The sequence below is a fragment of the Promicromonospora soli genome, assembly GCF_014653785.1.
In the GTDB taxonomy this organism is placed as follows: domain Bacteria; phylum Actinomycetota; class Actinomycetes; order Actinomycetales; family Cellulomonadaceae; genus Promicromonospora; species Promicromonospora soli.
Genome location: NZ_BNAS01000003.1, coordinates 642,215 through 664,142, shown reverse-complemented (window position 1 = coordinate 664,142; position 21,928 = coordinate 642,215). Strand labels below are relative to the sequence as shown.

At 71.0% G+C, this 21,928-nt stretch carries 22 protein-coding genes; 7 read left to right on the top strand and 15 right to left on the bottom strand.

Annotated elements, in window-relative coordinates; all coding sequences use genetic code 11:
* Window positions 1-108 precede the first annotated feature (108 nt).
* The 3 genes from IE250_RS13065 to IE250_RS13055 form a co-directional block, all read right to left on the bottom strand.
* Complete coding sequence (locus tag IE250_RS13065; RefSeq protein WP_189669681.1) at window positions 109-1,185, bottom strand: BMP family lipoprotein; 1,077 nt, start codon at window positions 1,183-1,185, stop codon at window positions 109-111.
* Between the two features lie 153 nt (window positions 1,186-1,338).
* The gene (locus IE250_RS13060; protein ID WP_189669762.1) at window positions 1,339-2,574 is read right to left on the bottom strand and encodes an amidohydrolase; all 1,236 of its coding nucleotides are present in this window, start codon (window positions 2,572-2,574) and stop codon (window positions 1,339-1,341) included.
* A gap of 156 nt (window positions 2,575-2,730) precedes the next feature.
* A complete protein-coding gene (locus tag IE250_RS13055; RefSeq protein ID WP_189669680.1) occupies window positions 2,731-3,864 on the bottom strand; it encodes a mannose-1-phosphate guanylyltransferase in 1,134 nt (377 codons plus the stop codon).
* 255 nt (window positions 3,865-4,119) lie between these two features.
* Between IE250_RS13055 and sdhC the strand changes: the two genes are divergently transcribed.
* The 4 genes from sdhC (at window position 4,120) to IE250_RS13035 (ending at window position 7,633) form a co-directional block, all read left to right on the top strand.
* Entirely contained in the window at window positions 4,120-4,503 is a 384-nt protein-coding gene (gene sdhC, locus IE250_RS13050; RefSeq protein WP_129785469.1) for a succinate dehydrogenase, cytochrome b556 subunit, read from the top strand.
* A complete protein-coding gene (locus IE250_RS13045) occupies window positions 4,503-4,967 on the top strand; it encodes a succinate dehydrogenase hydrophobic membrane anchor subunit (RefSeq protein ID WP_189669679.1) in 465 nt (154 codons plus the stop codon). Before sdhC ends, IE250_RS13045 begins: the two co-directional genes overlap by 1 nt.
* Before the next feature lie 81 nt (window positions 4,968-5,048).
* Complete coding sequence (sdhA, locus tag IE250_RS13040; RefSeq protein ID WP_189669678.1) at window positions 5,049-6,881, top strand: succinate dehydrogenase flavoprotein subunit; 1,833 nt, start codon at window positions 5,049-5,051, stop codon at window positions 6,879-6,881.
* Entirely contained in the window at window positions 6,881-7,633 is a 753-nt protein-coding gene (locus IE250_RS13035; protein ID WP_189669677.1) for a succinate dehydrogenase iron-sulfur subunit, read from the top strand. Before sdhA ends, IE250_RS13035 begins: the two co-directional genes overlap by 1 nt.
* Window positions 7,634-7,688: 55 nt before the next feature.
* On the opposite strand, the gene IE250_RS13030 is transcribed toward IE250_RS13035, so the two are convergent.
* The 7 genes from IE250_RS13030 to sigE form a co-directional block, all read right to left on the bottom strand.
* The gene (locus IE250_RS13030) at window positions 7,689-8,669 is read right to left on the bottom strand and encodes a YihY/virulence factor BrkB family protein (RefSeq protein ID WP_189669676.1); all 981 of its coding nucleotides are present in this window, start codon (window positions 8,667-8,669) and stop codon (window positions 7,689-7,691) included.
* Between the two features lie 103 nt (window positions 8,670-8,772).
* A complete protein-coding gene (locus IE250_RS13025) occupies window positions 8,773-9,309 on the bottom strand; it encodes a 2'-5' RNA ligase family protein (protein WP_189669675.1) in 537 nt (178 codons plus the stop codon).
* Complete coding sequence (trpS, locus tag IE250_RS13020; RefSeq protein WP_189669674.1) at window positions 9,306-10,379, bottom strand: tryptophan--tRNA ligase; 1,074 nt, start codon at window positions 10,377-10,379, stop codon at window positions 9,306-9,308. Before trpS ends, IE250_RS13025 begins: the two co-directional genes overlap by 4 nt.
* 40 nt (window positions 10,380-10,419) lie before the next feature.
* Window positions 10,420-10,806, bottom strand: a complete 387-nt coding sequence (locus IE250_RS13015; RefSeq protein WP_189669673.1) for a twin-arginine translocase TatA/TatE family subunit — start codon at window positions 10,804-10,806, stop codon at window positions 10,420-10,422.
* 55 nt (window positions 10,807-10,861) lie between these two features.
* The gene (locus IE250_RS13010; protein WP_189669672.1) at window positions 10,862-12,301 is read right to left on the bottom strand and encodes a S1C family serine protease; all 1,440 of its coding nucleotides are present in this window, start codon (window positions 12,299-12,301) and stop codon (window positions 10,862-10,864) included.
* A complete protein-coding gene (locus IE250_RS13005) occupies window positions 12,298-13,239 on the bottom strand; it encodes an anti-sigma factor (protein WP_189669671.1) in 942 nt (313 codons plus the stop codon). Before IE250_RS13005 ends, IE250_RS13010 begins: the two co-directional genes overlap by 4 nt.
* Window positions 13,236-13,841, bottom strand: coding sequence for an RNA polymerase sigma factor SigE (gene sigE / locus IE250_RS13000; RefSeq protein ID WP_229872411.1), 606 nt, complete (start codon window positions 13,839-13,841; stop codon window positions 13,236-13,238). The genes IE250_RS13005 and sigE overlap by 4 nt, the downstream gene beginning before the upstream one ends.
* Before the next feature lie 98 nt (window positions 13,842-13,939).
* Here sigE and IE250_RS12995 point away from each other — a divergent pair, with 98 nt between their 5' ends.
* Window positions 13,940-14,590 carry an O-methyltransferase gene (locus IE250_RS12995; protein WP_189669761.1) on the top strand — a complete coding sequence of 217 codons (651 nt, stop codon included), beginning with the start codon at window positions 13,940-13,942 and terminating at the stop codon, window positions 14,588-14,590.
* A 72-nt stretch (window positions 14,591-14,662) separates the two neighbouring features.
* Here IE250_RS12995 and IE250_RS12990 read toward each other — a convergent pair whose 3' ends face one another.
* The 4 genes from IE250_RS12990 to dapE all read right to left on the bottom strand — a co-directional run bounded on the left by IE250_RS12990 (window position 14,663) and on the right by dapE (window position 18,019).
* Window positions 14,663-14,830 (bottom strand): DUF3117 domain-containing protein, encoded by a 168-nt coding sequence (locus IE250_RS12990; protein ID WP_084467633.1) that lies wholly within the window; start codon window positions 14,828-14,830, stop codon window positions 14,663-14,665.
* A 189-nt stretch (window positions 14,831-15,019) separates the two neighbouring features.
* Window positions 15,020-15,973 carry a dihydropteroate synthase gene (locus tag IE250_RS12985; RefSeq protein WP_189669760.1) on the bottom strand — a complete coding sequence of 318 codons (954 nt, stop codon included), beginning with the start codon at window positions 15,971-15,973 and terminating at the stop codon, window positions 15,020-15,022.
* Between the two features lie 54 nt (window positions 15,974-16,027).
* Window positions 16,028-16,882: an LOG family protein gene (locus IE250_RS12980; protein ID WP_189669670.1), complete on the bottom strand. Its 855-nt coding sequence runs from the start codon at window positions 16,880-16,882 to the stop codon at window positions 16,028-16,030.
* Window positions 16,883-16,891: 9 nt separating this feature from the next.
* Window positions 16,892-18,019, bottom strand: coding sequence for a succinyl-diaminopimelate desuccinylase (gene dapE, locus IE250_RS12975; RefSeq protein WP_189669669.1), 1,128 nt, complete (start codon window positions 18,017-18,019; stop codon window positions 16,892-16,894).
* 42 nt (window positions 18,020-18,061) lie between these two features.
* Between dapE and dapD the strand changes: the two genes are divergently transcribed.
* Together dapD and IE250_RS12965 are read left to right on the top strand one after the other, a co-directional pair.
* Complete coding sequence (dapD, locus tag IE250_RS12970) at window positions 18,062-19,009, top strand: 2,3,4,5-tetrahydropyridine-2,6-dicarboxylate N-succinyltransferase (RefSeq protein WP_189669668.1); 948 nt, start codon at window positions 18,062-18,064, stop codon at window positions 19,007-19,009.
* 46 nt (window positions 19,010-19,055) lie between these two features.
* A complete protein-coding gene (locus IE250_RS12965) occupies window positions 19,056-20,024 on the top strand; it encodes a hypothetical protein (protein ID WP_189669667.1) in 969 nt (322 codons plus the stop codon).
* Window positions 20,025-20,109: 85 nt separating this feature from the next.
* On the opposite strand, the gene IE250_RS12960 is transcribed toward IE250_RS12965, so the two are convergent.
* Window positions 20,110-21,927 (bottom strand): ABC transporter ATP-binding protein, encoded by a 1,818-nt coding sequence (locus IE250_RS12960; RefSeq protein WP_189669666.1) that lies wholly within the window; start codon window positions 21,925-21,927, stop codon window positions 20,110-20,112.
* Window position 21,928 lies beyond the last annotated feature (1 nt).

Genomic DNA, 21,928 nt, shown 5'->3' with positions numbered 1-21,928 from the left:
ACGGAGGTCCCGCTCATAACAGGTCCCGGGGCACACGGCGTGAACCGTGCCCCCCGGGACCATCTTGCGTCAAGTCTCGGTCATCGACCGATCAGCCCGTACAGGCTGTCACTGGGCGAGGTAGGACTCCACCTCGACCTCACCGTCGATGATCTGCTGCCTGAGGGCCTGGACCTCTTCCCACAGGGCCGGGTCGACCTTGTCCTCGAAGTTGTGCAGCGGGGCGATGTCCACGCCACCGTTCTCGAGGGTGCCGACGTACGGCGTCGGGTCGAACTCGTCGTTGCCCGCGGCGAGCACGGCCTCCTTGGTGGAGACGTCCATCCCCTTCAGGATGGAGGTAAGAACGATGTCCTGCGTGGTCGGGTCGGTCTCGTAGAAGTCGGCGTCCACGCCGATCAGGGCGACGTCCTCGCCCGAGTCCTCGATCGCGTCGATCGCAGACTGGTAGATCGGGCCGCCGACCGGCAGGATCACGTCGACACCCTGGTCCAGGATGTTCTGGGCGGTGGTCTTCGCCGCCGGGTCGGCCGCGAAGCCACCCGTGAACGAGCCCTTCTTGCCGTCCCAGCCGACCAGCTCGACGTTCTCGCCCTTGGTCTCGTTGAAGTAGTCGATGCCCTGCTTGAAACCGTCCATGAAGATCGTGACAGTCGGGAAGTCCATGCCGCCGAACGTGCCGATCTTGCCGGCCTCCGTGTAGCCCGCGGCGAGGTAGCCGGCCAGGAACGCCGCCTGCGCCGTGTCGTACAGCAGCGGCTTGATGTTCGGGGCGTCGGTCTTGCTGTCGAAGTCCGCGTCGGCCGGGTCGTCGATGATGATGTAGTCGATGTCGGGGTTCGCCGTGGCCGACTCGATGGTGGCCGCCGACAGCGCGAAGCCGACCGTCACGATCGTGTCGCAGCTCTCGCCCACGAGCGACTCGATGTTGCCCTTGTAGTCGCTCTCCGAGGTCGACTGGACGTCGACGACCTCGGTGCCGAGCTCCTCGGCCGCCGCCGACGCGCCCTCGAAGCTGAGCTGGTTGAAGCTCTTGTCGTCGAACCCGCCGGCGTCCGAGACGATGCAGGGCTTGAAGTCGCTGGCAGCTCCGTCGCCGGTGGTCTCGGTGGGGGCTTCGCCGCATGCTGCGAGCGCGAGCGCCGCTGCTCCCGCAAGGGCGGTGAGCCGAACAGCCTTCTTCACTGGTGCTCCTTCGATGGTCCAGACGGGCCTGTCCAAACAGATCTGGGGCCCTATACCGCACCGAGGGTAGCCAGCGCATCCCGCATTTCGGGTTTCGAGACGGTAACCGGAGTAAGTCGTTACCGAAGCGTCATCGACAGGAACAACGAGCGGTCAGCGGGCCGCGAACTGGGCCAGGGCCCGGACGCCGACGCCGATCGCGCGCTCGTCCACGACGAGGTCGCCCTGGTGCAGGTCGTAGGTGCGGCCGCCCGGCGTGCGCACGCCGAGGCGGGCCATGGTGCCAGGCACCTTGCGGAGGAACCAGGCGAAGTCCTCGCCGCCCATCGACTGCTCGGTGAGCTGCACGGCGTCCAAGCCGATGGCGTCGCGGATCGCTGCCTCGAGGTCGCCGGTCGCCTCGGCCTGGTTCTCGACCGGCGGAACGCCGTGCGTCACCGTCACCGAGACGCTCACCTCGTACGGCGCGACGATCTGCTCAACCGCCTCGCGCACCAGCTCGCCCGACCGCTCCCACGCACGCACGTCGAGGCAGCGCAGCGTGCCCTTGACGACGCCGCTGGACGGGATCGCGTTGGGGGTCGAGCCGGCCTGGACCGCGCCCCACGTCAGGTTCACGCCGGAGCGCGGGTCGAGCCGCCGGCCGAGCACGGCCGGCGTCTGCGTGATGACCTGGCCGAGCGCGAACACGACGTCGCCGGTGAGGTGGGGGCGGGACGTGTGGCCCCCGGGCGACGAGATGGTCACCATCACGGAGTCGCTCGCCGAGGTGATGGGGCCGATGCGGGTACCGACGTGCCCGACGTCGAACTTCGGGTCGCAGTGCAGCGCCGCCATCCGGTCGACGCCGTCGAGCTCGGAGGTCCGGTTGATGATGTCTTCGGCGCCACCCGGGAAGACCTCCTCGGCGGGCTGGAAGAAGAGCCGCACGCCGCGGCGCAGCCGCCCCTCCTGGTGCAGCCGCGCGAGCACGAGGCCCGCGCCGAGCACCACCGTGGTGTGCACGTCGTGCCCGCACGCGTGGGCCACCCCCGGATGGGTCGAGGCGAACTCCACGCCGCTGGTCTCCTGCAGCGGGAGGGCGTCCAGGTCGGCGCGCAGGCCGACCCGGCCCTCGCCGTCAGGCCCGTGGTCGGGGCCGATGTCGCAGACCAGGCCGGAGCTCATAGGCAGCGGCAGCAGGCGCGGCTCCAGGCCGGCTGCCCGCAGGCGCTCGGCCACGCGCGCGGTGGTGCGCGTCTCCTTGCGGGACAGCTCCGGGTGGCTGTGCACGTCGCGGCGGAACGCGATCAGCTCGGCGTCCAGGCTGTCCGTCAGCTCGCCCACGCGGGCGGCCAGACCCGCGATGACAGCCGCTACGTCTCCCCCGGGCACGTCCCCGACCGGCATCTGATCGTTCGAAACGATGTGATCCAGTTCGGCGAGATCGGTCTGTGGGGTCGGGTTCACGTGACCACGGTATCGCCGTCCGGCCCGCGAGACACGATTGGGGACGAACCGTCCCACCATATGGACGATGGTGAGACGTACCGGCACGACCGGTGGTCAGAGCAGGTCTTCGCGGCCACGCTCGCGCACGGCCGCCACCACCTCCTTGACCTGCTGCGCGCGGGCGCGCGTGGTCACGAGCAGCGCATCGGGCGTGTCGACGACGACGACGTCGTCGAGCCCCAGCACCGTCACCAGCCGGCCCGACGCCGGGACCACCACCGAGCCGGCGCTGTCGATGCGGAGCACGTCGGCGGGGTCGCCCAGCACCTTGGCGCCCCGGTCGTCGTCGGACGGCAGGAGCACGGCGAGCGAGTTGTAGTCCCCGACGTCGTCCCAGCCGAACGTTCCCGGCACGACCGCGACGCCGCCCGCCGCCGCCACCGGCTCGGCCACCGCGTGGTCGATGGCGATCTTCTCCAGGCCCGGCCACACCTCCGCGAGCACCGCGGCGCGGTGCGGGGTGTCCCACGCGTCGGCGACGGTCCGCAGCCCGTCGTGCAGGGCAGACCGCTGCTCGGCGAGGTGCCCCAGGAGCACCGACGTGCGCGACACGAACATGCCGGCATTCCACCGGTACTCGCCCGAGGCGAGGTAGACCCGTGCGGTAGCCGCGTCGGGCTTCTCCGTGAACCCGCGCACGTGCAGCGCGTGTGCCGCGCCCTCGACGCCGAGCGGCTCGCCCGAGCGCACGTACCCGAACGCGGTCGACGGCCGGGACGCGGCGATGCCGACGGTCGTCACGTAGCCGGCGCGCGCCGCCGCCACGGCCTCCCGGACCGCCATCTCGAACGCGCGAGCCCCGTGGATCACGTGGTCCGCGGCGAACGAGCCGATCACCACGTCGCCGTGCCGCTTCTCCAGCACGGCGGCCGCGAGGCCGATCGCCGCCATGGACTCGCGAGGGGACGGCTCGGCGAGCACCGCACCGTCGGACAGGCCCGGGAGCTGCGCGCGGCAGGCCGCGACGTGCTGCTCACCCGTGACCAGCACGACGCCGTCGGGCCCCGCCAGGGGACGCAGGCGGCGCTCGGTGGCCTGCAGCAGCGACATGCCGGAACCCACGAGGTCGTGCAGGAACTTGGGTTCCCCGCCCCGCGAGAGCGGCCAGAGCCGGGTCCCGGACCCACCGGCGGGTACAACGGCGAAGAAGTCGTCGATCGGGGACGATGAGGCGGCGGCCGAAGTCATGCCCGCAGGATGCCAGGCGGACAGCGTTCCCGCCGCCATGACCGCCGGGGAGCCCCCGGTTCGGCGACGGAATCAGGCAGGAACGCACGAGCAACCTGACGGGTGCCCGAAGGCACGACATCTCCCCTGTGGGATCAGTCACAAATGGCCTGTCCTGATGCCCGAGAGGGCTGCCCGGCGGCGATCGAGGCGACCAGGAGTCATTACAGTGGGGACCAGCCACCCCCAGCCGGACAGCCATAGGAGGCTCCCGAAGTGCCCACCGCACCAGCAGGCACGCTATACCGCGGCCGTGAAGGCATGTGGTCGTGGGTCGCGCATCGCGTGACCGGCGTGCTGATCTTCTTCTTCTTGCTCGTGCACGTGCTGGACACCGCGCTGGTGCGCGTGTCTCCCGAGGCGTACAACGCCGCGATCGGCACGTACCAGACCCCGATCATGGGGCTCGGCGAGGCCGGGCTCGTGGCAGCCATCGTCTTCCACGCCTTCAACGGCATCCGCATCCTGCTGGTGGACTTCTGGGCCAAGGGCCCCAAGTACCAGAAGGTCATGCTCTGGGTGGTCGCCGGCCTCTTCGTCGTGACGATGGCGGGCTTCCTGCCGCGTCACCTCATGAACGTCTTCGGAGGTGGCCACTGATGGCACACGGAACCGCAGCGGTGGCAAGGCTGGACTCCCCGCGCTCCCCCTACGCTCGGCGCAAGACGACGCGCGGCAACTACGAGCTGTACTCCTGGATCTTCATGCGGGCGTCCGGCGTCGTGCTGCTCGTCCTCATCTTCGGCCACCTCTTCGTGAACCTGATGGTCGGCGAGGGCGTCCACGCCATCGACTTCGCCTTCGTGGGCGGCAAGTGGTCGAACCCGCTGTGGCAGGTCTGGGACCTCCTCATGCTGTGGCTCGCCATGATCCACGGCACCAACGGCGTGCGCACCATCATCAACGACTACGCCACCCGGGACCTGACGCGCGGCATCCTCAAGGGCCTGCTCTACCTGGCGTTCACCGTCGTGGTCGTGCTCGGCACCCTGGTGATCTTCACGTTCGACGCGTGCCCGCCGGACGCTCCAGCGGAGCTCCTCGCGTCGTTCTGCACGGCGTAGCACGGCAACAGCACGGCCTCAGCAAGCGGCACGTCCCCCAGCCCCACACTCGAAACTCATCAGCAGGAGGCATCGAGCCCGATGCAGACCCATCAGTACGACGTCGTCATCGTCGGCGCCGGCGGCGCAGGCATGCGTGCCGCCCTCGAGTCGTCGAAGGAGGCCCGCACCGCGGTGATCTCCAAGCTGTACCCCACCCGCTCCCACACCGGCGCCGCCCAGGGCGGCATGGCCGCGGCCCTCGCCAACGTCGAGGACGACAACTGGGAATGGCACACGTTCGACACCGTCAAGGGCGGCGACTACCTCGTCGACCAGGACGCGGCCGAGATCCTCGCCAAGGAGGCCATCGAGTCGGTCCTCGACCTGGAGCGGATGGGCCTCCCGTTCAACCGCACCCCCGAGGGCAAGATCGACCAGCGCCGCTTCGGCGGGCACACCCGCGACCACGGCCAGTCCGCCGTGCGCCGCGCGTGCTACGCCGCTGACCGCACCGGCCACATGATCCTCCAGACGCTCTACCAGAACTGCGTCAAGCAGGATGTGGAGTTCTTCAACGAGTTCTACGTGCTGGACCTCATCACCGACCACGACCTCACCACCGAGGAGATCGCGGACGGCGAGGAGGTCAACGCGACCGGCGTCGTGGCCTACGACCTCGCGACCGGCGAGATCCACGTGTTCCAGGCCAAGGCGATCATCTTCGCCACCGGCGGCGCCGGGAAGATCTTCAAGACCACCTCCAACGCGCACACCCTCACCGGTGACGGCATGGCGCTGGCGTACCGCCGCGGCCTGCCGCTGGAGGACATGGAGTTCTTCCAGTTCCACCCGACAGGCCTCGCGGGACTCGGCATCCTCCTGTCGGAGGCCGCCCGCGGCGAGGGCGGGATCCTGCGCAACTCCGAGGGCGAGCGCTTCATGGAGCGCTACGCCCCCACGATCAAGGACCTCGCGCCGCGCGACATCGTGGCCAGGTCCATGGCGAACGAGGTCCGCGAGGGAAGGGGCGCCGGCCCGAACAAGGACTACGTCCTGCTCGACCTGACGCACCTGGAGCCCGCGCACATCGACGCGAAGCTCCCGGACATCACCGAGTTCGCGCGCACCTACCTCGGCATCGAGCCCTACACCGAGCCCGTCCCCGTCTACCCCACGGCGCACTACGCCATGGGCGGCGTGCCGACCAACATCAAGGGCGAGGTGCTCCGCGACGGCGTCAACGTGGTCAAGGGCCTCTACGCCGCCGGTGAGGTCGCCTGCGTGTCCGTGCACGGCTCCAACCGGCTCGGCACCAACTCGCTGCTGGACATCAACGTGTTCGGCAAGCGCTCGGGCCGGGCGGCCGCCGAGTACTCCAAGACGGCGTCGTTCCACGAGCTCCCGGAGGACCCGACGGTCCGCGTGGTGGCGCAGCTCGACGAGATGCGCAACCGGCCCGAGGGCGAGCGTGTGGCGGACATCCGCAAGGCGCTCCAGGACACCATGGACCTCAACGCCCAGGTGTTCCGCACGGGCGACTCGCTGAACGAGGCCCTGGCCGACATCCGCGGGCTGCAGAAGCGTTACCGCAACGCGTCCGTGCAGGACAAGGGCAAGCTCTTCAACACCGACCTCCTCGAGGCCATCGAGCTGGGCTTCCTGCTCGACATCGCCGAGGTCACCGTGGTCGCGGCCATCAACCGCAAGGAGTCACGCGGCGGCCACTACCGCGAGGACTACCCGAACCGCGACGACGCGCACTACATGCTGCACACGATGGCCTACCGTCGTCCGCCCGAGGCGTCGGACCAGGCCGAGGGCCACGTCGAGGGCTACTTCGACCACGTCGAGGAGTTCGACGGCTACAAGGTCGTCCTGGGCTCCAAGCCTGTTATCCAGACCCGGTACGAGCCGATGGAGCGTAAGTACTGATGACTGCCACTCTCGACGCCCCCGCACCCAGTGGCGCCATCGCCTCGTTCGAGGTCACGCTGCGGATCCGGCGGTTCAACCCCGAGGTGTCCGACGAGGCCACCTGGCAGGACTTCACCGTCGAGGCCCACGGCACGGACCGCGTGCTCGACGCCCTGCACAAGATCAAGTGGGACGAGGACGGCTCGCTCACGTTCCGCCGGTCCTGTGCGCACGGCGTCTGCGGCTCCGACGCGATGCGGATCAACGGCCGCAACCGCCTGGCCTGCAAGACGCTCCTCAAGGACGTCAACCCCGACAAGCCCATCATCGTCGAGCCCATCAAGGGCCTGCCGGTCGTGAAGGACCTCGTCGTCGACATGGAGCCGTTCTTCGCCTCCTACCGCGAGATCATGCCGTTCCTCATCACCTCCGGGAACGAGCCCTCCAAGGAGCGCTACCAGTCCCCCGAGGACCGCGCCAGGTTCGACGACACCACCAAGTGCATCCTGTGCGCCGCGTGCACGTCGTCCTGCCCGGTGTTCTGGACGGACGGCCAGTACTTCGGCCCGGCAGCGATCGTGAACGCGCACCGCTTCATCTTCGACAGCCGTGACGAGGGCGGCTCGCAGCGCCTGGAGATCCTCAACGACAAGGAGGGCGTGTGGCGCTGCCGCACGACCTTCAACTGCACCGAGGCCTGCCCGCGCGGTATCGAGGTCACGAAGGCGATCCAAGAGGTCAAGCGGGCCATGATTACTCGCGCGTTCTGATTCTTCGCTCGCTCCCGCCGAGGGCGGGGACAGTCGCGCCCCAGGGGGCGCTCCGCTACGGCTTTACGGCCGGCCGCGACTGTCCCCGCCCTCGGCTCTGCTGTTGGCGCATCTCAGACGTCGCTCGTTGGGGCAGGGGTGGTGGTGGGGTGTCTGGGGCTTGGGGTTCTGGGGTGGACTGGGACATCCAGGCGGTGGCCAGGAGGAGGACCCTGGCCAGGAGGTTGACCAGGAGCAGCGCGGTCATCACTACCGCGAAGGAGGCCAGGAGGGCGTTGCGGCCGGCCGCCCCCGTGATGACCTCCGTCCCGAGGTAGCGCAGGGCGCCCGCCACGACGCCCACGGCCAACGATCCGATCAGCAGGTCGCGCCACGCGGGGCGCACGCCGCCCACGTAGCGCACGACGGCGGCCACGAGCGCCGCGTCCAGCGCCAGGGTCACCAAGGCCCCGCCGGTCCGCACGGTGAACGACACCGCGGTTCCCTCCAGGCCCAGGTTCTCCAGCATCCAGGGCACCGCGGCCGAGACCGCTACTGTCGCCGCCGCCGTGACGAGCACACCGACGGCGATCAGCACGAAGCCCAGGAGCTGCCGCAGCCGGTCCGTCACCGGGTGGCCGCCGTTCTCCGCCTCGCCGAACATCGCCCGCACCGAGGTGCGCAGCGCGCCCATGAAGTTCGTGGCGGACCAGAGCAGCACCACCGTCGCCACGACCGACGTCCAGCTCAGGCCCGTGGAGATCACGAGGTCCGACGGCGACAGCACGCCCCCGCTGCCGGTGTCCACGAGGCCCGGCACCCAGGTGTCGATCTGTGCCAGGACGGCGGCGCGCAGGTCGGCGTCGCCGCCCAGCACCCGTACGAACAGCGAGTAGCCGATGGCGAGGGCGGCGAACAAGGAGAACAGCGCCGCGTAGGCCATGCCGCCGCTCAGCACCGAGCCGTACGCGGCGACGTATCGCTCCACCGCACGCCCGGCACGGGTCGCCTGCCAGCGCGCCCAGGCCGCCTTCCCGAGCTCGATCAGCCGCTTCATCGCGTCGAGCCTATGCGCTGCGAGCGCCGCCCTCTTGGCTGTGGGCGCGATCTTTGCGACTACGTGCCCGTTTTAGGCGCAATATTCGCGCCCACAACCACGGTCAGCCGAGCGGGAAGGCCGCCTGGGGGCGCCAGATGCCGTCGTCGCCGTGCTCGTACTGGTAGAACCGGTCGACGTCGAAGTCGGCGGAGTAGTCCGACATCGCCTCGAACGCCTTGTCGAGGTCGGCGTCGGGCACCTCGTGCGCGATGGTCACGTGCGGGTGGTAGTTGAACCGCAGCTCCCCGTCGAGGATCCCCGACCGCACGCTCGACTCGAGCTGCTCGCACTCGGAGATGCCCTGCGCCAGCGCCACGAACACCACCGGCGAGATCGGCCGGAAGGTGGCGGTGCCCCGCAGCTTCACCGCGAAGGGCGCCGCCCCGGCGGCTACGTCCGCCAGGTGCGCCCGCGCCTCGGCGAGCTGGTCGACGTCGAGCAGGGTGGGCCCCAGCAGCGTGATGTGCGGCGGGATGAAGTCGGCGAGCGGGTCGTCGGCGGCCACCCGCGCCGCGCTCAGCTCTGCGGCGTAGGGCTCCGGGATCTCGATGGCGATCCCGATGCGGACCTGGCCGGGTCCGCGGTCGGGGAGGTTCACCGCATGCCTCGTACGGGAAGCAGCCCGAACCGCTCGTACATCCGGTCCAGCACCGGGCGGGCGATCGTGCGAGCCCGGTCGGCGCCGTCGGCCAGCACCCGGTCGAGCTCGGCGGGGTCCGCGAGGTAGGTGTTGGCCCGGGCCTGGAACGGCTCGAGGAAGGCGACGACGGCGTCGGCCAGGTCCACCTTGAGGTAGCCGTAGCCGCGGCCGTCGTACTCCTTCGCGATCTCGTCGATGTCCCGGTCCGTCACGGCCGAGAAGATCGTCAGGAGGTTCGAGATGCCCGGCTTCTCGGCCGGGTCGAAGCGCACGCCGTACGACTCGTCGGCGTCGGTCACTGCCGACTTGATGGCCTTGACGGCCTTCTTCGGGTCCTCCAGCAGCCAGACGACGCCCTTGCCGCCCGCGCTGGACTTGCTCATCTTGGAGCTCGGGTCCTGCAGGTCCTGGATCTTCGCCACCGCCTTGACGATGTGCGCGTCCGGCACGACGGCGGTGCCCTCGCCGAAGCGTGTGTTCAGCCGCTCTGCGAGGTCCCGCGTGAGCTCAAGGTGCTGGCGCTGGTCCTCGCCCACGGGGACCAGGCCGGCGTCGTACAGCAGGATGTCGGCCGCCATCAGCACGGGGTACGTGAAGAGACCGACGGTGGTGCCCTCACTGCCCTGCTTAGCGGACTTGTCCTTGAACTGCGTCATGCGCCCGGCCTCGCCGAACCCGGTCTGGCAGCTCAGCAGCCACGCCAGCTCGGTGTGCGCGGCAACGTGGGACTGCACGAACAGGATGGACCGCTCGGGGTCGATGCCACCGGCCAGGTACTGCGCGGCGGTGCGACGGGTGCGCTCGCGCAGCTGGGCCGGGTCAGGGTTCACCGTGAGCGCGTGCAGGTCGACGACGCAGTAGAGCGCGTCGTACGAGTCCTGCAGGGCGATCCACTGAGACAGGGCACCGATGTAGTTACCCAGGTGGAGCGAGCCGTCGGTCGGCTGCATCCCGGAGAAGATGCGCTTCCGGGTGGGGCGGTCGGCAACAGTCTTGGTGCCCACCACGGTCGAGGTTTCGGACGACATGGCCAACATTCTGGCAGGTCCCCTCGCACTCACCGAATCGTCAGGTTGCCTCGTCGTCGTACGGCGCCTTCCCGGGTTCCGCCACCGCGGCGGCGGGCGCCGCGGGCGTGCCATTGGGCGCCGCCGCGCGCGCCGCCTGGGCCGCGGCGGTCCGGGTGTACGTCGACGGCGGGCCGTCGTCGAGCAGGGCATCCCGGACGATCTTGCGCGGGTCGTACTGCCGTGGGTCGAGCTTGGACCAGTCCACGTCGCTGAACTCTGGCCCGAGCTCGTCGTCCACGCGGGCCTTCGCGTTCTGGAGCAGGTCGCGGCCACGCCGCACGAGGGAGCCGAGCTGCTCCGCGTAGACGGGCAACCGCTCTGGGCCGATCACGAGCATCGCGACCACCAGAATGATCACGAGCTCCCAGCCATTGATGCCGAACACGGTCAGAGCCTACTCGCGTCGCGGGACCCGCCGGAGAACGCCAGGTGAACCCGGTTCACTGGCCGCTGGACCGCTCTTCGAGGACCACACGGACCTCGCGCTCCTCGTCGCCGGAACGCACCTGCAGCGTTACCGCGTCACCGGGCGCCTTGGCGCGGATCGCGACGATGAGCTCGTCGGCCACCGACACGGGGCGGCCGTCGATCGAGAGGATCACGTCGCCGGGCTCGATGCCCGCCTGGTCCGCGGGACCGTTCGGCGTCACGGGGGGCGAGCCCTGCTGCGCCTCCTCGGACACGCGCACGCCCTCGCCCTGGTAGCTCGGGTCAAGCAGTACGCCGATGATCGGGAACGTGGCCGTACCCGTCTCGATGAGCTGCTCGGCGGTGTGCCGCGCCTGGTTGGACGGGATGGCGAAGCCGAGGCCGATGTTGCCCGTGGCCGTCGTCGTGCCCGGCCCCTGCGCGATGGCCGAGTTGATGCCGATCACCTCGCCCGCCGAGTTCACGAGCGGGCCGCCGGAGTTGCCGGGGTTGATGGCGGCGTCCGTCTGGATGGCATCGATGAACGCGGCCTCCGCGGCCTCTCCCGCCTTGACGGGGCGGTGCAGCGCGCTGACGATCCCCGTGGTGACCGTGGCCTCCAGCCCCAGGGGCGAGCCGACGGCGAGCACGGAGTCGCCGACCACCACGTCGTCGGAGTCGCCGAGCACGAGCGGTTCCAGACCCGTCTCATCGACCCTGATCACTGCGAGGTCGTAGTCTGGCGTCGCGCCCACCAGCTCGGCGGACTGCTCGTGCCCGTCGGAGAAGGTGACCGTCACGTCGGCCCCCGACGCCGCCTCGGCGACCACGTGGTTGTTCGTGAGGATGTAGCCCTCGGCCTTCAGGATCATGCCCGACCCCGTGGCAACACCCTGCTCGGCCCGCACCTCGATCGAGACGACGCTCGGCAGCGCAGCCGCGGCGATCGCGGCGACCGACCCCTCGGGGCGCGCCACCTCGGTGCCGCCCCCCACGGGCTCGGGCAGCTCGGCGTCCGCCGGGCGCGCCGTCTCCTGCGCGTCCAGCAGCGCGTACGCGCCCACGCCGCCGCCCGCACCCGCGAGCAGCCCCAGGAGCACGACGGCGGACACGGTGCCCGCGCCGAGCCGACCGCGCCGGGACCGGGTGGCCGGACCGTGCGGGGACGCTGCGTGTTCGGACGTCTCGTGAGTCGGCGTCGGGTCCGGGCTCGCCGAGCTCACGGTCGTCAGGTAGCCCGACGTCGGGAGCTGCGCCGTCGGCTTCTCGGCGGGATGCGCGGGAAGCTGCTCGGTAGCCTGCTCGTCCGGCCTGGCGGTGGACCCGGACGTCCGCTCCTCCGGCCCCCCGGCGGACGCCGGCCCGGGCGTGGGTGCGGCGGGCGCAGTCGTCGGCTCGCTCGGAGCCGTCGGCTCGGGCGGGGGCACTGCTGCACGCGGCGTCGGAGGCGCGAACGGGTTCTCGTCGGTCATGGGCTTTCGATGACTCCTGTCACGGTATGCCACCCGCGGGCAATGCGGGGCAGGACCCCGGCATCGTAGCCATGCTCACCGAACGATGCCACGAGCTCGGTCAGCACGTCCTCGGGCGCGTCCGCGACGACGTCGACCACCATGTCGTCCGACTGCCACGCCACATGGACGGGCTCGGTGGCGAGCACCTGGACGCCGTCGACGGTCTTGCCACCGTGGGCGAGCCGGCCCGGGCGTTCCCGGACCACCGCCTGGCCCGAGGGTCCCGTCAGGTCGATCTCCAGCGTCTGGCCCTGGTCGCCGACCAGGCGCATGGCCGAGATCGTGTACCCGTCGGGCAGCTCGGCGGGCGCCACCCAGCCGTTCTCCACGGCCCAGTCGAGGGCGGCGGACGTGCGGCCGGCGGGAGCAACGTCGAGCCCGGCGAGCACGTCCTGGCCGGCCGCGGCGGTGTCCGGACCCGTGCGGCCGAGCATCGTCATGCTGGTCTGCGCGGTGAGCTGCGGGGAGACCACCGGGACGTCGCCGAGCGTGAAGAGAGCCAGCCCGAGCACGCCCGCACCGCCCACGCCGAGCGCGGTGATCCGCGCGGCCCGACGGCGGCGCGCCGGGCGGTCGAGCCGGCCGTCGAACCCGTCGAAGCCGTCAGGCCGCCACACCGGCGCGGCCAGCGGGTCGGTGCCGAGGAAAGGGCGGCGCAGCGGGTCGCCGTCGGTGGGCGGGATGCTCGCCTGGAGCGCCATCAGGCGCGCGGTGAGGGCGGGGTCGGGCACGACGTCGGCGGCGGACGAGAGCGCGCGCCGCGCGGCGCGAGCGGTGTCCAGCTCGCGGGCGCACAGGCGGCACATCGTGACGTGGGAGAGCGCCCGCTCCGTCTCCGCGGGCGAGAGCTGCCCGTCGGCCAGCGCGCTGACCAGGTCCCCGAGATGGCCGCTCATCGCACGCCCCCGCGCGTCGGCGCCAGGTGCTCCAAGGCGTCGCGGAGCTGGGCGCGGGCCCGGTGGATGCGGGACCGCACGGTCCCGAGCTTGACCCCCAGGGTCACGGCGATCTCCTCGTAGCTCAGACCCTCGATGTCGCACAGCACGACGGCGGCGCGGTACTCGGGGCGCAGTGCGTCGAGCGCCTGCTGCACGTCCTGGTCCAGGTTGGCGTGCTCGAACCCGCGTTCCGGGCGGCCGAAGTCGCCGGTGTCGGCGACGTGGCCGTCGTCGTCGCCCATCGCCTCCATGCGAATGCGCTTCTTGCGGCGCGCCTGGTCCAGGAACAGGTTGGTGGTGATGCGGTGCAGCCAGCCCTCGAACGTGCCCGGCGTGTAGCTGGACAGCGAGCGAAACACCCGGATGAACGTCTCCTGGGTGAGGTCCTCGGCGTCCTGCTTGTTACCGGTCAGCCGGTAGGCAAGGCGATAGACGCGCGCGGAGTGCTCGCGCACGATCTCTTCCCACGTCGGCGCCTGCCAGGGCGTGTCGACGGCGTCGGCACCGGTGGGTACCGACGCGCCTGCGTCTACTGCTGCACGAGTGCTCACAGTTGTCATCGTCCTCTCAACGCACTTGGAAGCCCAGGCGTTCCCACGGGCTGTACCCTGGCGCCGCACGTGATGCACACATATGCACCGTTACAGCGGAGGAAGCCATCAGCACAGCGGAGCCGTCCGGCCACGGCAAGGTCGCGGCCTGGGTCTACAGCGAAGCGTTCGTCCCCGAGGACGAGGTACTGCTGCGCGCCCGTGAACGCGCTTCGGAGCTGGGCTGCCCGGCCGTCCTGCCCGGCGTCGGCGCGGTGCTGCGGGTCCTGGCCGCCGCCACGAACGCGCATGCCGTCGTGGAGGTCGGCACGGGTGCCGGCGTGGCCGCGCTCTGGCTGCTGCGGGGTATGTCGTACGACGGTCAGCTCACCACCATCGACCGGGAGGTGGAGCACCAGCGGGCCGCGCGGACGGCGTTCGCGGAGGACGGCGTCGCCCCCCAGCGCACCAGGATCATCCCCGGCCGGCCCGGTGACGTGCTGCCCCGGCTGGCCGACGGCGCCTACGACCTGGTGCTCGTGGCGAGCGACCCGCTCGGCTATCCCGAGTACGTGAACGAGGCCCTGCGGCTGCTGCGCCCGGGCGGTGTGCTCGCCGTCGACGGCGCGCTGCTGCGGGACCGGGTAGCGGACCCTGCCCGCCGCGACGAGCTCACCACCGTGGTGCGCGAGGTGGGCCGCACGCTGCGGAACGACGAGCGGGTACTGCCTGCAATGCTGCCTAGCGGGGACGGTCTGCTGCTGGCCGTCCGCCGCTGACCCGCCGAGAGGCCGGTTCCCGCGACGGACGGCCGCGGAACTCTGCTTTTGGTCGCCTGAGTCTGCGACGAATCAGCCGACGACGGTCTGGAGAGCGTCGCCCAGCTCGCTTGCCTCGGTCGCGTTGAGCTCGACGACGAGCCGACCGCCGCCCTCGAGCGGCACACGCATGACGATGCCGCGCCCCTCCTTGGTGACCTCGAGCGGTCCGTCACCCGTTCGCGGCTTCATCGCAGCCATGTGTGGCTCTCCCATTCCGTTGTCCGGTGTGTAGCAGCATTCATGATCCCGGCGAACGCCGAGGGCACTGACCCATTCTAGTTCAAATGGCGCCCCTTACTTTCCACGCGCCAATTCGTCTGCCTTCGCCGGATCAGTCGTCGGACCAGTACAGAACCCGAGCGAGATCGCAAACTGACCGAGGCAGGATCAGGCGAGACCGCGTAGCGCGACGGCCGGTGGAGCCTCGTCGCGAAGGGCCGCGACGAGGTCGAGAACACGGCGTGTCGCGGTCACGTCGTGGGCGCGGAAGACCCGCGCGCCGAGCCACGCGGCCACCGCCGTGGCGGCCAGCGTTCCCTCCAGACGCTCCTCGGGCGGGAGGTCGAGCGTCTCCCCCACGAAGTCCTTGCGGGACAGGGCCATGAGCAGCGGAAAGCCGAGCCCGGCCAGCGCGTCCGTGCGGCGCAGCAGGTGCAGGGAGTGCCAGGTGTTCTTGCCGAAGTCATGGGTCGGGTCCACGAGCACGGACGCACGCGGCACGCCGCACGCCACGGCCCGCTCGGCGGCGGCCCGCAGGGTCGCGACGACGTCGGCCAGCAGTCCGTCGCGCCCGTCGAAGCGTCCGCTGGTCGAGCGTTCGCTGGTCGAGCTTGTCGAGACCCGGGGTTCGGCGGGCTCGGCCGGCGGCAATCGGTACTCCACGCGGTACGGGTCCGTGCGCGGCACGGCTCCCCCGGTGTGCGAGCAGACGACGCCGACGCCGGCCGCGCCGGCCGCCTCCACCAGGCCGGGGTCGTGCCCGGCCCAGGTGTCGTTGATCAGGTCCGCACCGGCGTCGATCGCGGCCCGGGCCACGCCCGCACGCCAGGTATCCACCGAGACCAGCAAGTCGGGCACGGCGCGGCGGACCGCCGCCACGAACGGGACGACACGCCGGATCTCCTCGGCCTCGTCAACCGGCGCACCGTTGCCTGCCCGCACGCCGCCGACGTCGAGGATCTCGGCCCCGGCCGCGAACGCGCGCTCCGCGGCGGCCAGCGCCGCGGCGTCGTCGGGCAGCCGGGCGGGGGCGTAGAACGAGTCCGTGGTGCGGTTCAGCACCGCCATCACGACAGGGCGTACCGCGCGCCCGTCCAGCCCCACCTCGCGCCCGCGCAGCATCAGCGGCGCGGACGCCGGCGGAACGGTCGCCCTGGGGATGTCCGAACCGTCCACCTAGGCGCTGCCCACGGCGCTCTGCGCCCCTGCTCCCGCGGCCGCCGCTTCCTCGGTGGCGCGCTCCACTGCAGCCGCCGCCAGCAGTGCTGCCTGCTCCGCCGCGATCTGGCTCGCCCGGTCGATGACGTGCCGCACGGCGTCCGCGGGGTCGTCGGTGAGGTGGATGATGTCGAGGTCGACGTCGCTGATGGTGCCGTGTTCCAGCGCCGTCTTCCGGATCCACTCCAGGAGGCCGCCCCAGTACTCCGTGCCGACCAGGACGATCGGGAACTGGGTCACCTTGTGTGTCTGAACCAGAGTCACCGCTTCGAAGAGCTCGTCGAAGGTGCCGAATCCTCCCGGCATCACGATGAATCCCTGTGCGTACTTCAGGAACATCGTCTTTCGCGCGAAGAAGTATCGGAAGTTGATGCCGAGATTCACGTACTCGTTGACGCCCTGTTCGAAGGGCAGCTCGATACCAAGACCCACCGAGGTGCCGCCCGCCAATGCGGCGCCCTTGTTCGCGGCCTCCATCACCCCTGGCCCGCCGCCCGTGATGACGGCATACCCGGCCTCGACCAGGAGCCTGCCCACGGTCTCACCCGCGGCGTAGTCAGCGTGGTCCGGTTTGGTCCGCGCCGAGCCGAACACCGACACCGCCTGCCCGAGCTCCGCCAGCGCGCCGAAACCCTCGACGAACTCGCTCTGGATGCGCATCACGCGCCACGGGTCGGAGTGCAGCCAGTCCGTTTCCTGGTCGGAGGCCAGGAGTCGCTGGTCGGTGGTGGTCCGCGGGATCTGGTTCCCGCGCAGCAGCACGGGACCGCGGGTGTACCCGCTGCCGGACTGTGGAATGCCGTCGTCGCTCATGCCACCCAATTATCCGCCCAGCAGCCAGGCCCGCAGTGCGTCCCGGCACTGCGCGAGCTGCGCCACCGGCAGATGCTCGTCGTCCTTGTGGGCGAGCAGCGGGTTGCCCGGACCGAAGTTGACCGCGGGCACGCCCAGCTCGGAGAACCGGGCGACATCGGTCCACCCGTACTTCGGGGCCGGGACGCCGCCCGTCGTGGCCAGCACCGACTTCACGAACTGGGCGGCCAGCGGGTCGTCGAGGCCGGGGCGAGCGCCGCCCGCGGCGTCGGTCACCACCACGTCGAACCCTTCGAAGACCTCCCGCAGGTGCGCCTCGGCCTCCTCGACGGAGCGCGAGGGCGCGAACCGGTAGTTCACCTCGACGGTGCACGCGTCCGGGATGACGTTGCCCGCGATCCCGCCCTCGATCCGCACGGCGTTGAGGCCCTCGCGGTAGACCAGGCCGTCGACCTCGACCTCGCGCGGCTCGTAGGCCGCGAGCCGGGCCAGCGCCGGCGCCACGGCGTGGATCGCGTTCTCGCCGGTCCACGCCCGCGCCGAGTGCGCAGCGACACCGCGGGTGCGCAGCTCGATGCGCATCGTGCCGTTGCAGCCGCCCTCGATACCGGCGTTCGAGGGCTCGCCAAGGATCGCGAAGTCGCCGTCCAGCAGCTCCGGATGGTTGCGCGCGAGGCGCCCCAGGCCGTTCAGGGCCGAGTCCACCTCCTCGTGGTCGTAGAAGATCCACGTCAGGTCGTGCGCGGGCTCGCTGCCCGGCGCCCCGAGCTCGACCGCCAGCGCCAGCGCGACGGCGACGCCGCCCAGCATGTCGACGGTGCCGCGGCCCCAGAGCTCGGCGCCGTCGTCGGTCCGGACCAGGCGGGTGGGGAGGTTGTCCGCGATCGGCACGGTGTCGATGTGCCCGGCCACGACCACGCGCCGGTCCCGGCCCAGGTTCGTCCGGGCGACCAGGGCATCGCCGTCGCGCAGCACCTCCAGGTGGGCGCAGCCGAGCAGCAAGGCCTCGATCGCGTCGGCGAGGGCCTTCTCGTCGCCGCTGACGGAAGGGATGTCACAGATGGTCCGGGTGAGGGCGACGAGATCGGCATCCTTGCCGGACGGGTCGAGCAGGGCCGGATCGAGCACAGTGTCCACAGGGCAACCCTAAGGGCGGGTCATGGCCATTAGGCTGAAGGTATGACGACCGCATGGGGTTTCGGCCTTGCCACGATCGCCGACGACGGCACCGCCCTCGACACCTGGTTCCCGGAACCCGCCCTCGGCGATGCTCCCGCCGACGCGACCCCGCCGGAGGCCCTCGCGGCGCTCGCCGGCGCGGACGACGTGCGCGGCGTCCGGCTCGAGGTGGTGACGACCGAGATCGATCTCGCCGACCCGCCCAAGGACGTCTCGGACGCCTACCTGCGGCTGCACCTGCTCTCGGCCCGCCTGGTCCGCCCGCACGGGCTGAACATGGACGGGATCTTCGGCGCTCTGACGAACGTCGTCTGGACCAGCGCCGGCCCGTGCGCCGTCGAGGGCTTCGAGGAGACCCGCCTGCGCCTGCGCGCCCGCGGCCACGTCACGGTGTTCGGCGTCGACAAGTTCCCGCGTCTGGTCGACTACCTGGTCCCGTCCGGCGTCCGCATCGCCGACGCCGACCGTGTCCGCCTCGGCGCGTACCTCGCCCCTGGCACCACCGTGATGCACGAGGGCTTCGTCAACTTCAACGCGGGCACGCTCGGCTCGTCCATGGTCGAGGGCCGCATCTCGGCGGGCGTCACCGTCGGCGACGGGTCTGACGTCGGTGGCGGCGCCTCGATCATGGGCACCCTGTCCGGCGGGGGCAAGGAAGTCGTGTCGATCGGCGAGCGGTGCCTGCTGGGCGCCAATGCAGGCCTCGGCATCCCCCTCGGCGACGACTGCGTGGTCGAGGCCGGCCTTTACCTCACCGCCGGCACGAAGGTCACTGTGCTGGGCGCCGCGGCCGATCCGTACGGTGACGGCACCGCCCCCGTCAAGGCGCGTGACCTCGCGGGCCGCAGCAACCTGCTGTTCCGCCGGAACTCCACCAACGGTGCCGTCGAGGTGCTCGACCGGACCGGCGTCGGCATCGAGCTCAACGAGGCGCTCCACTCGAACTGACTCCACGCGATCCTCCGCCAACCGCCCCGGACGACAGGGAGCACGCATGGCACTCCTGGCCGAGGCCGGCCCGCCGGTCCCACCTTCCGTCACCGGCTCCGCGCCGCGGCGTCCGATGATGCGCGTCCTCAAGTACGTCGTTGCCATCGCGTCGGTGTGCGCGGTCGCGACGGTCGGCGTCGTCGTCGGGCTGAACCGCCTGACGGGCGCCGGACCCGTCACCGAGCGCTGCACCGCCGTGCTCGACGGATCGGACTGGTACCTGTCGCCCGCCCAGGCGGACAACGCGGCGCTCGTGGCGGGCACCTCGCTCGCCCGCGGGCTGCCGGCGCGGGCGGCAACGATCGGGCTGGCCACGGCGCTGCAGGAGTCGAAGCTCATCAACATCGAGCACGGCGACCGTGACTCGGTGGGGCTGTTCCAGCAGCGCCCGTCGCAGGGCTGGGGCACGGTCGACGAGATCCTCGACCCCGTGTACTCGACCAACGCCTTCTACGACGTGCTGGTGAAGGTCGAGGGGTACGAGGACATGGCGGTGACCGACGCCGCGCAGACCGTGCAGCGATCGGCGTACCCGGACGCGTACGCGCGGCACGAGATGCGGTCACGCGCGTGGGCCTCGGCCCTGACGGGCAACTCCCCCGAGTCCCTGTCCTGCGAGCTCGCCCCCGTGGCCGACGCCGACCAGCTCGCCCCCGACGCCGCCCGCGACGTGGTGGTGGGCCGCCTCGGCCGGGATCTGGGGCTCGCGCCAGCGACCGGCGCGGCAGACCCGAACCGGCAGGACCCGGCGTCGGCCACGGTGACCGTGGACGCGGCGCCGCTCACCCCGGACGACCCCGAGCGCGGCGCCTGGGCCGCCGGCCAGTGGGCCGTCGCGACGGCCAAGGCCACGCAGGCGATCGAGGTGCACGTGGGCGGGCGGGTCTGGCTCCGCGACGAGGCCGCCTGGACCGCGGCGGAGACGCAGCTCGACCCAGGCGAGGTCCGCATCACGGTGGACGTCGCCGAGTGACCGGCCTGCCGAGATAGAACCGCAGCGAGATAGAACCAGGGCCGGTTCTATCTCGCTGCGGTTCTATCTCGGCAGGGTGTGCGGGTCAGTTGCCGCCGTCGCCCCCGTACCCAGCCAGGCCGGAGGGGTTGCCGACCTCGTCCCGCTTCGGCTGTGGACGCTCGTAGTCGTCCTCGATGTGCAGCTCCGCGATGTCGTCACCGAGCTTGTTCAGCAGCGCGTGCCGCGCCTCGCGGCGGCGGCGCTGTTCCAGGGGCTCCGGCACGGGGGCCGCCGCGATGAGGCGCTGCGTGTACTCCTCGCGGGGGTGGTGCAGCACGTCCTCGCGCGGGCCCTGCTCCACGATCCTGCCGTTCTGCAGCACCACCACACGGTGGGCGAGCAGGTCGATCACCGCGAGATCGTGGCTCACGAAGAGGCAGGCGAACTTGTAGCGCTCCTGCAGCGCAGTGAACATCTTGAGCACGTTGGCCTGCACGGAGACGTCGAGGGCCGACGTCGGCTCGTCCGCGACCAGCAGCTCCGGGTCGAGCGTCAGGGCGCGGGCGATGCTCACGCGCTGGCGCTGGCCACCGGAGAGCTCGTGCGGGTAGCGGTTGTAGACGCTGCGGGGCAGCTCGACGGCGTCGAGCAGCTCCAGAACGCGGCGTCGCCGCGAACGCTCGTCACCCTCCTTGTGCACCACGAGCGGCTCCGCGATCACGTCACCGATCGGCAGGCGCGGGTTCAGGGACGAGGCCGGGTCCTGGAAGACGACGCCGATGCGCCGGCGCATCGCCTTCAGCTCCTTGCCACGCATCTTGTTGAAGTCGGTGCCGAGGATCGACACCGAGCCAGAGGCGGCCGGGATGAGCCCCAGCGCGCACTTCGCGATGGTGGACTTGCCGGAGCCCGACTCGCCCACGAGACCCACGATCTCGCCCTGTGCCACGGACAGCGACACGTCGTCGACGGCCCGGAAGGTAGGCTTGCCCACCCGGTGGTACTCGATGACGAGGTTGCCCAGGTCGAGCGCCGGCAGGTCCTCGGGGGCCGCGACCACCGGGGCGACGTCGCCGAACTGGCCCGGCCCGGCCCCCAGGTGGGGCACGGCCGCCAGCAGGCGCTTCGTGTACTCGTGGCGCGGGTGGTTCAGCACCTGGTCGGCGGTCCCCGTCTCCACGAGGTCACCCTTGAGCATGACGGCGACGCGGTCTGCCATGTCCGCCACGACACCCATGTTGTGCGTGATCAGCAGGATGCCGGTGTTCAGCTTGTCCTTGAGCGAGCGCAGCAGGTCGAGGATGTCGGCCTGCACGGTCACGTCGAGGGCGGTGGTGGGCTCGTCGGCGATGATCACCTTGGGATCGCACGCGATCGCCATGGCGATGACCACGCGCTGCCGCTGGCCGCCGGACAGCTCGTGCGGGTACTGCTTGAGGCGGCGTTCCGGCTCGGGGATGCCGACCATGGTGAGGAGCTCCGCGGCCCGGGCGATGGCCTGCTTGCCGTAGGCGATGCCGTGCAGCTGCAGGCCCTCGGTGAGCTGGTCGCCGATCGTGAGCACGGGGTTCAGGGCGGTCATGGGCTCCTGGAAGACCATGGCCACGTCGTTGCCACGCATGTTGCGCAGCCCCCTGCCGTCGAGGCCGCCCACCACCTTGTCGCCCACGCGGATGGTGCCGCCGATCCGCGCGTTGCGCGGCAGCAGGCCGAGCGCCGTCATCGAGGTGACGGACTTGCCCGAACCGGACTCGCCCACGAGCGCCACGACCTCGCCGGGGCGTACCTCCAGGTCGATGCCCTTGACGGCGTGCACGTCGCCGAACTCGGTCTTGAACGTGACGCTGAGGTCCTCGAAGGAGAGCACGGCGTCGCCGGCCGCCGAGACCGGACCGGGAACGCTGATGTCGAGAGTGGTCATG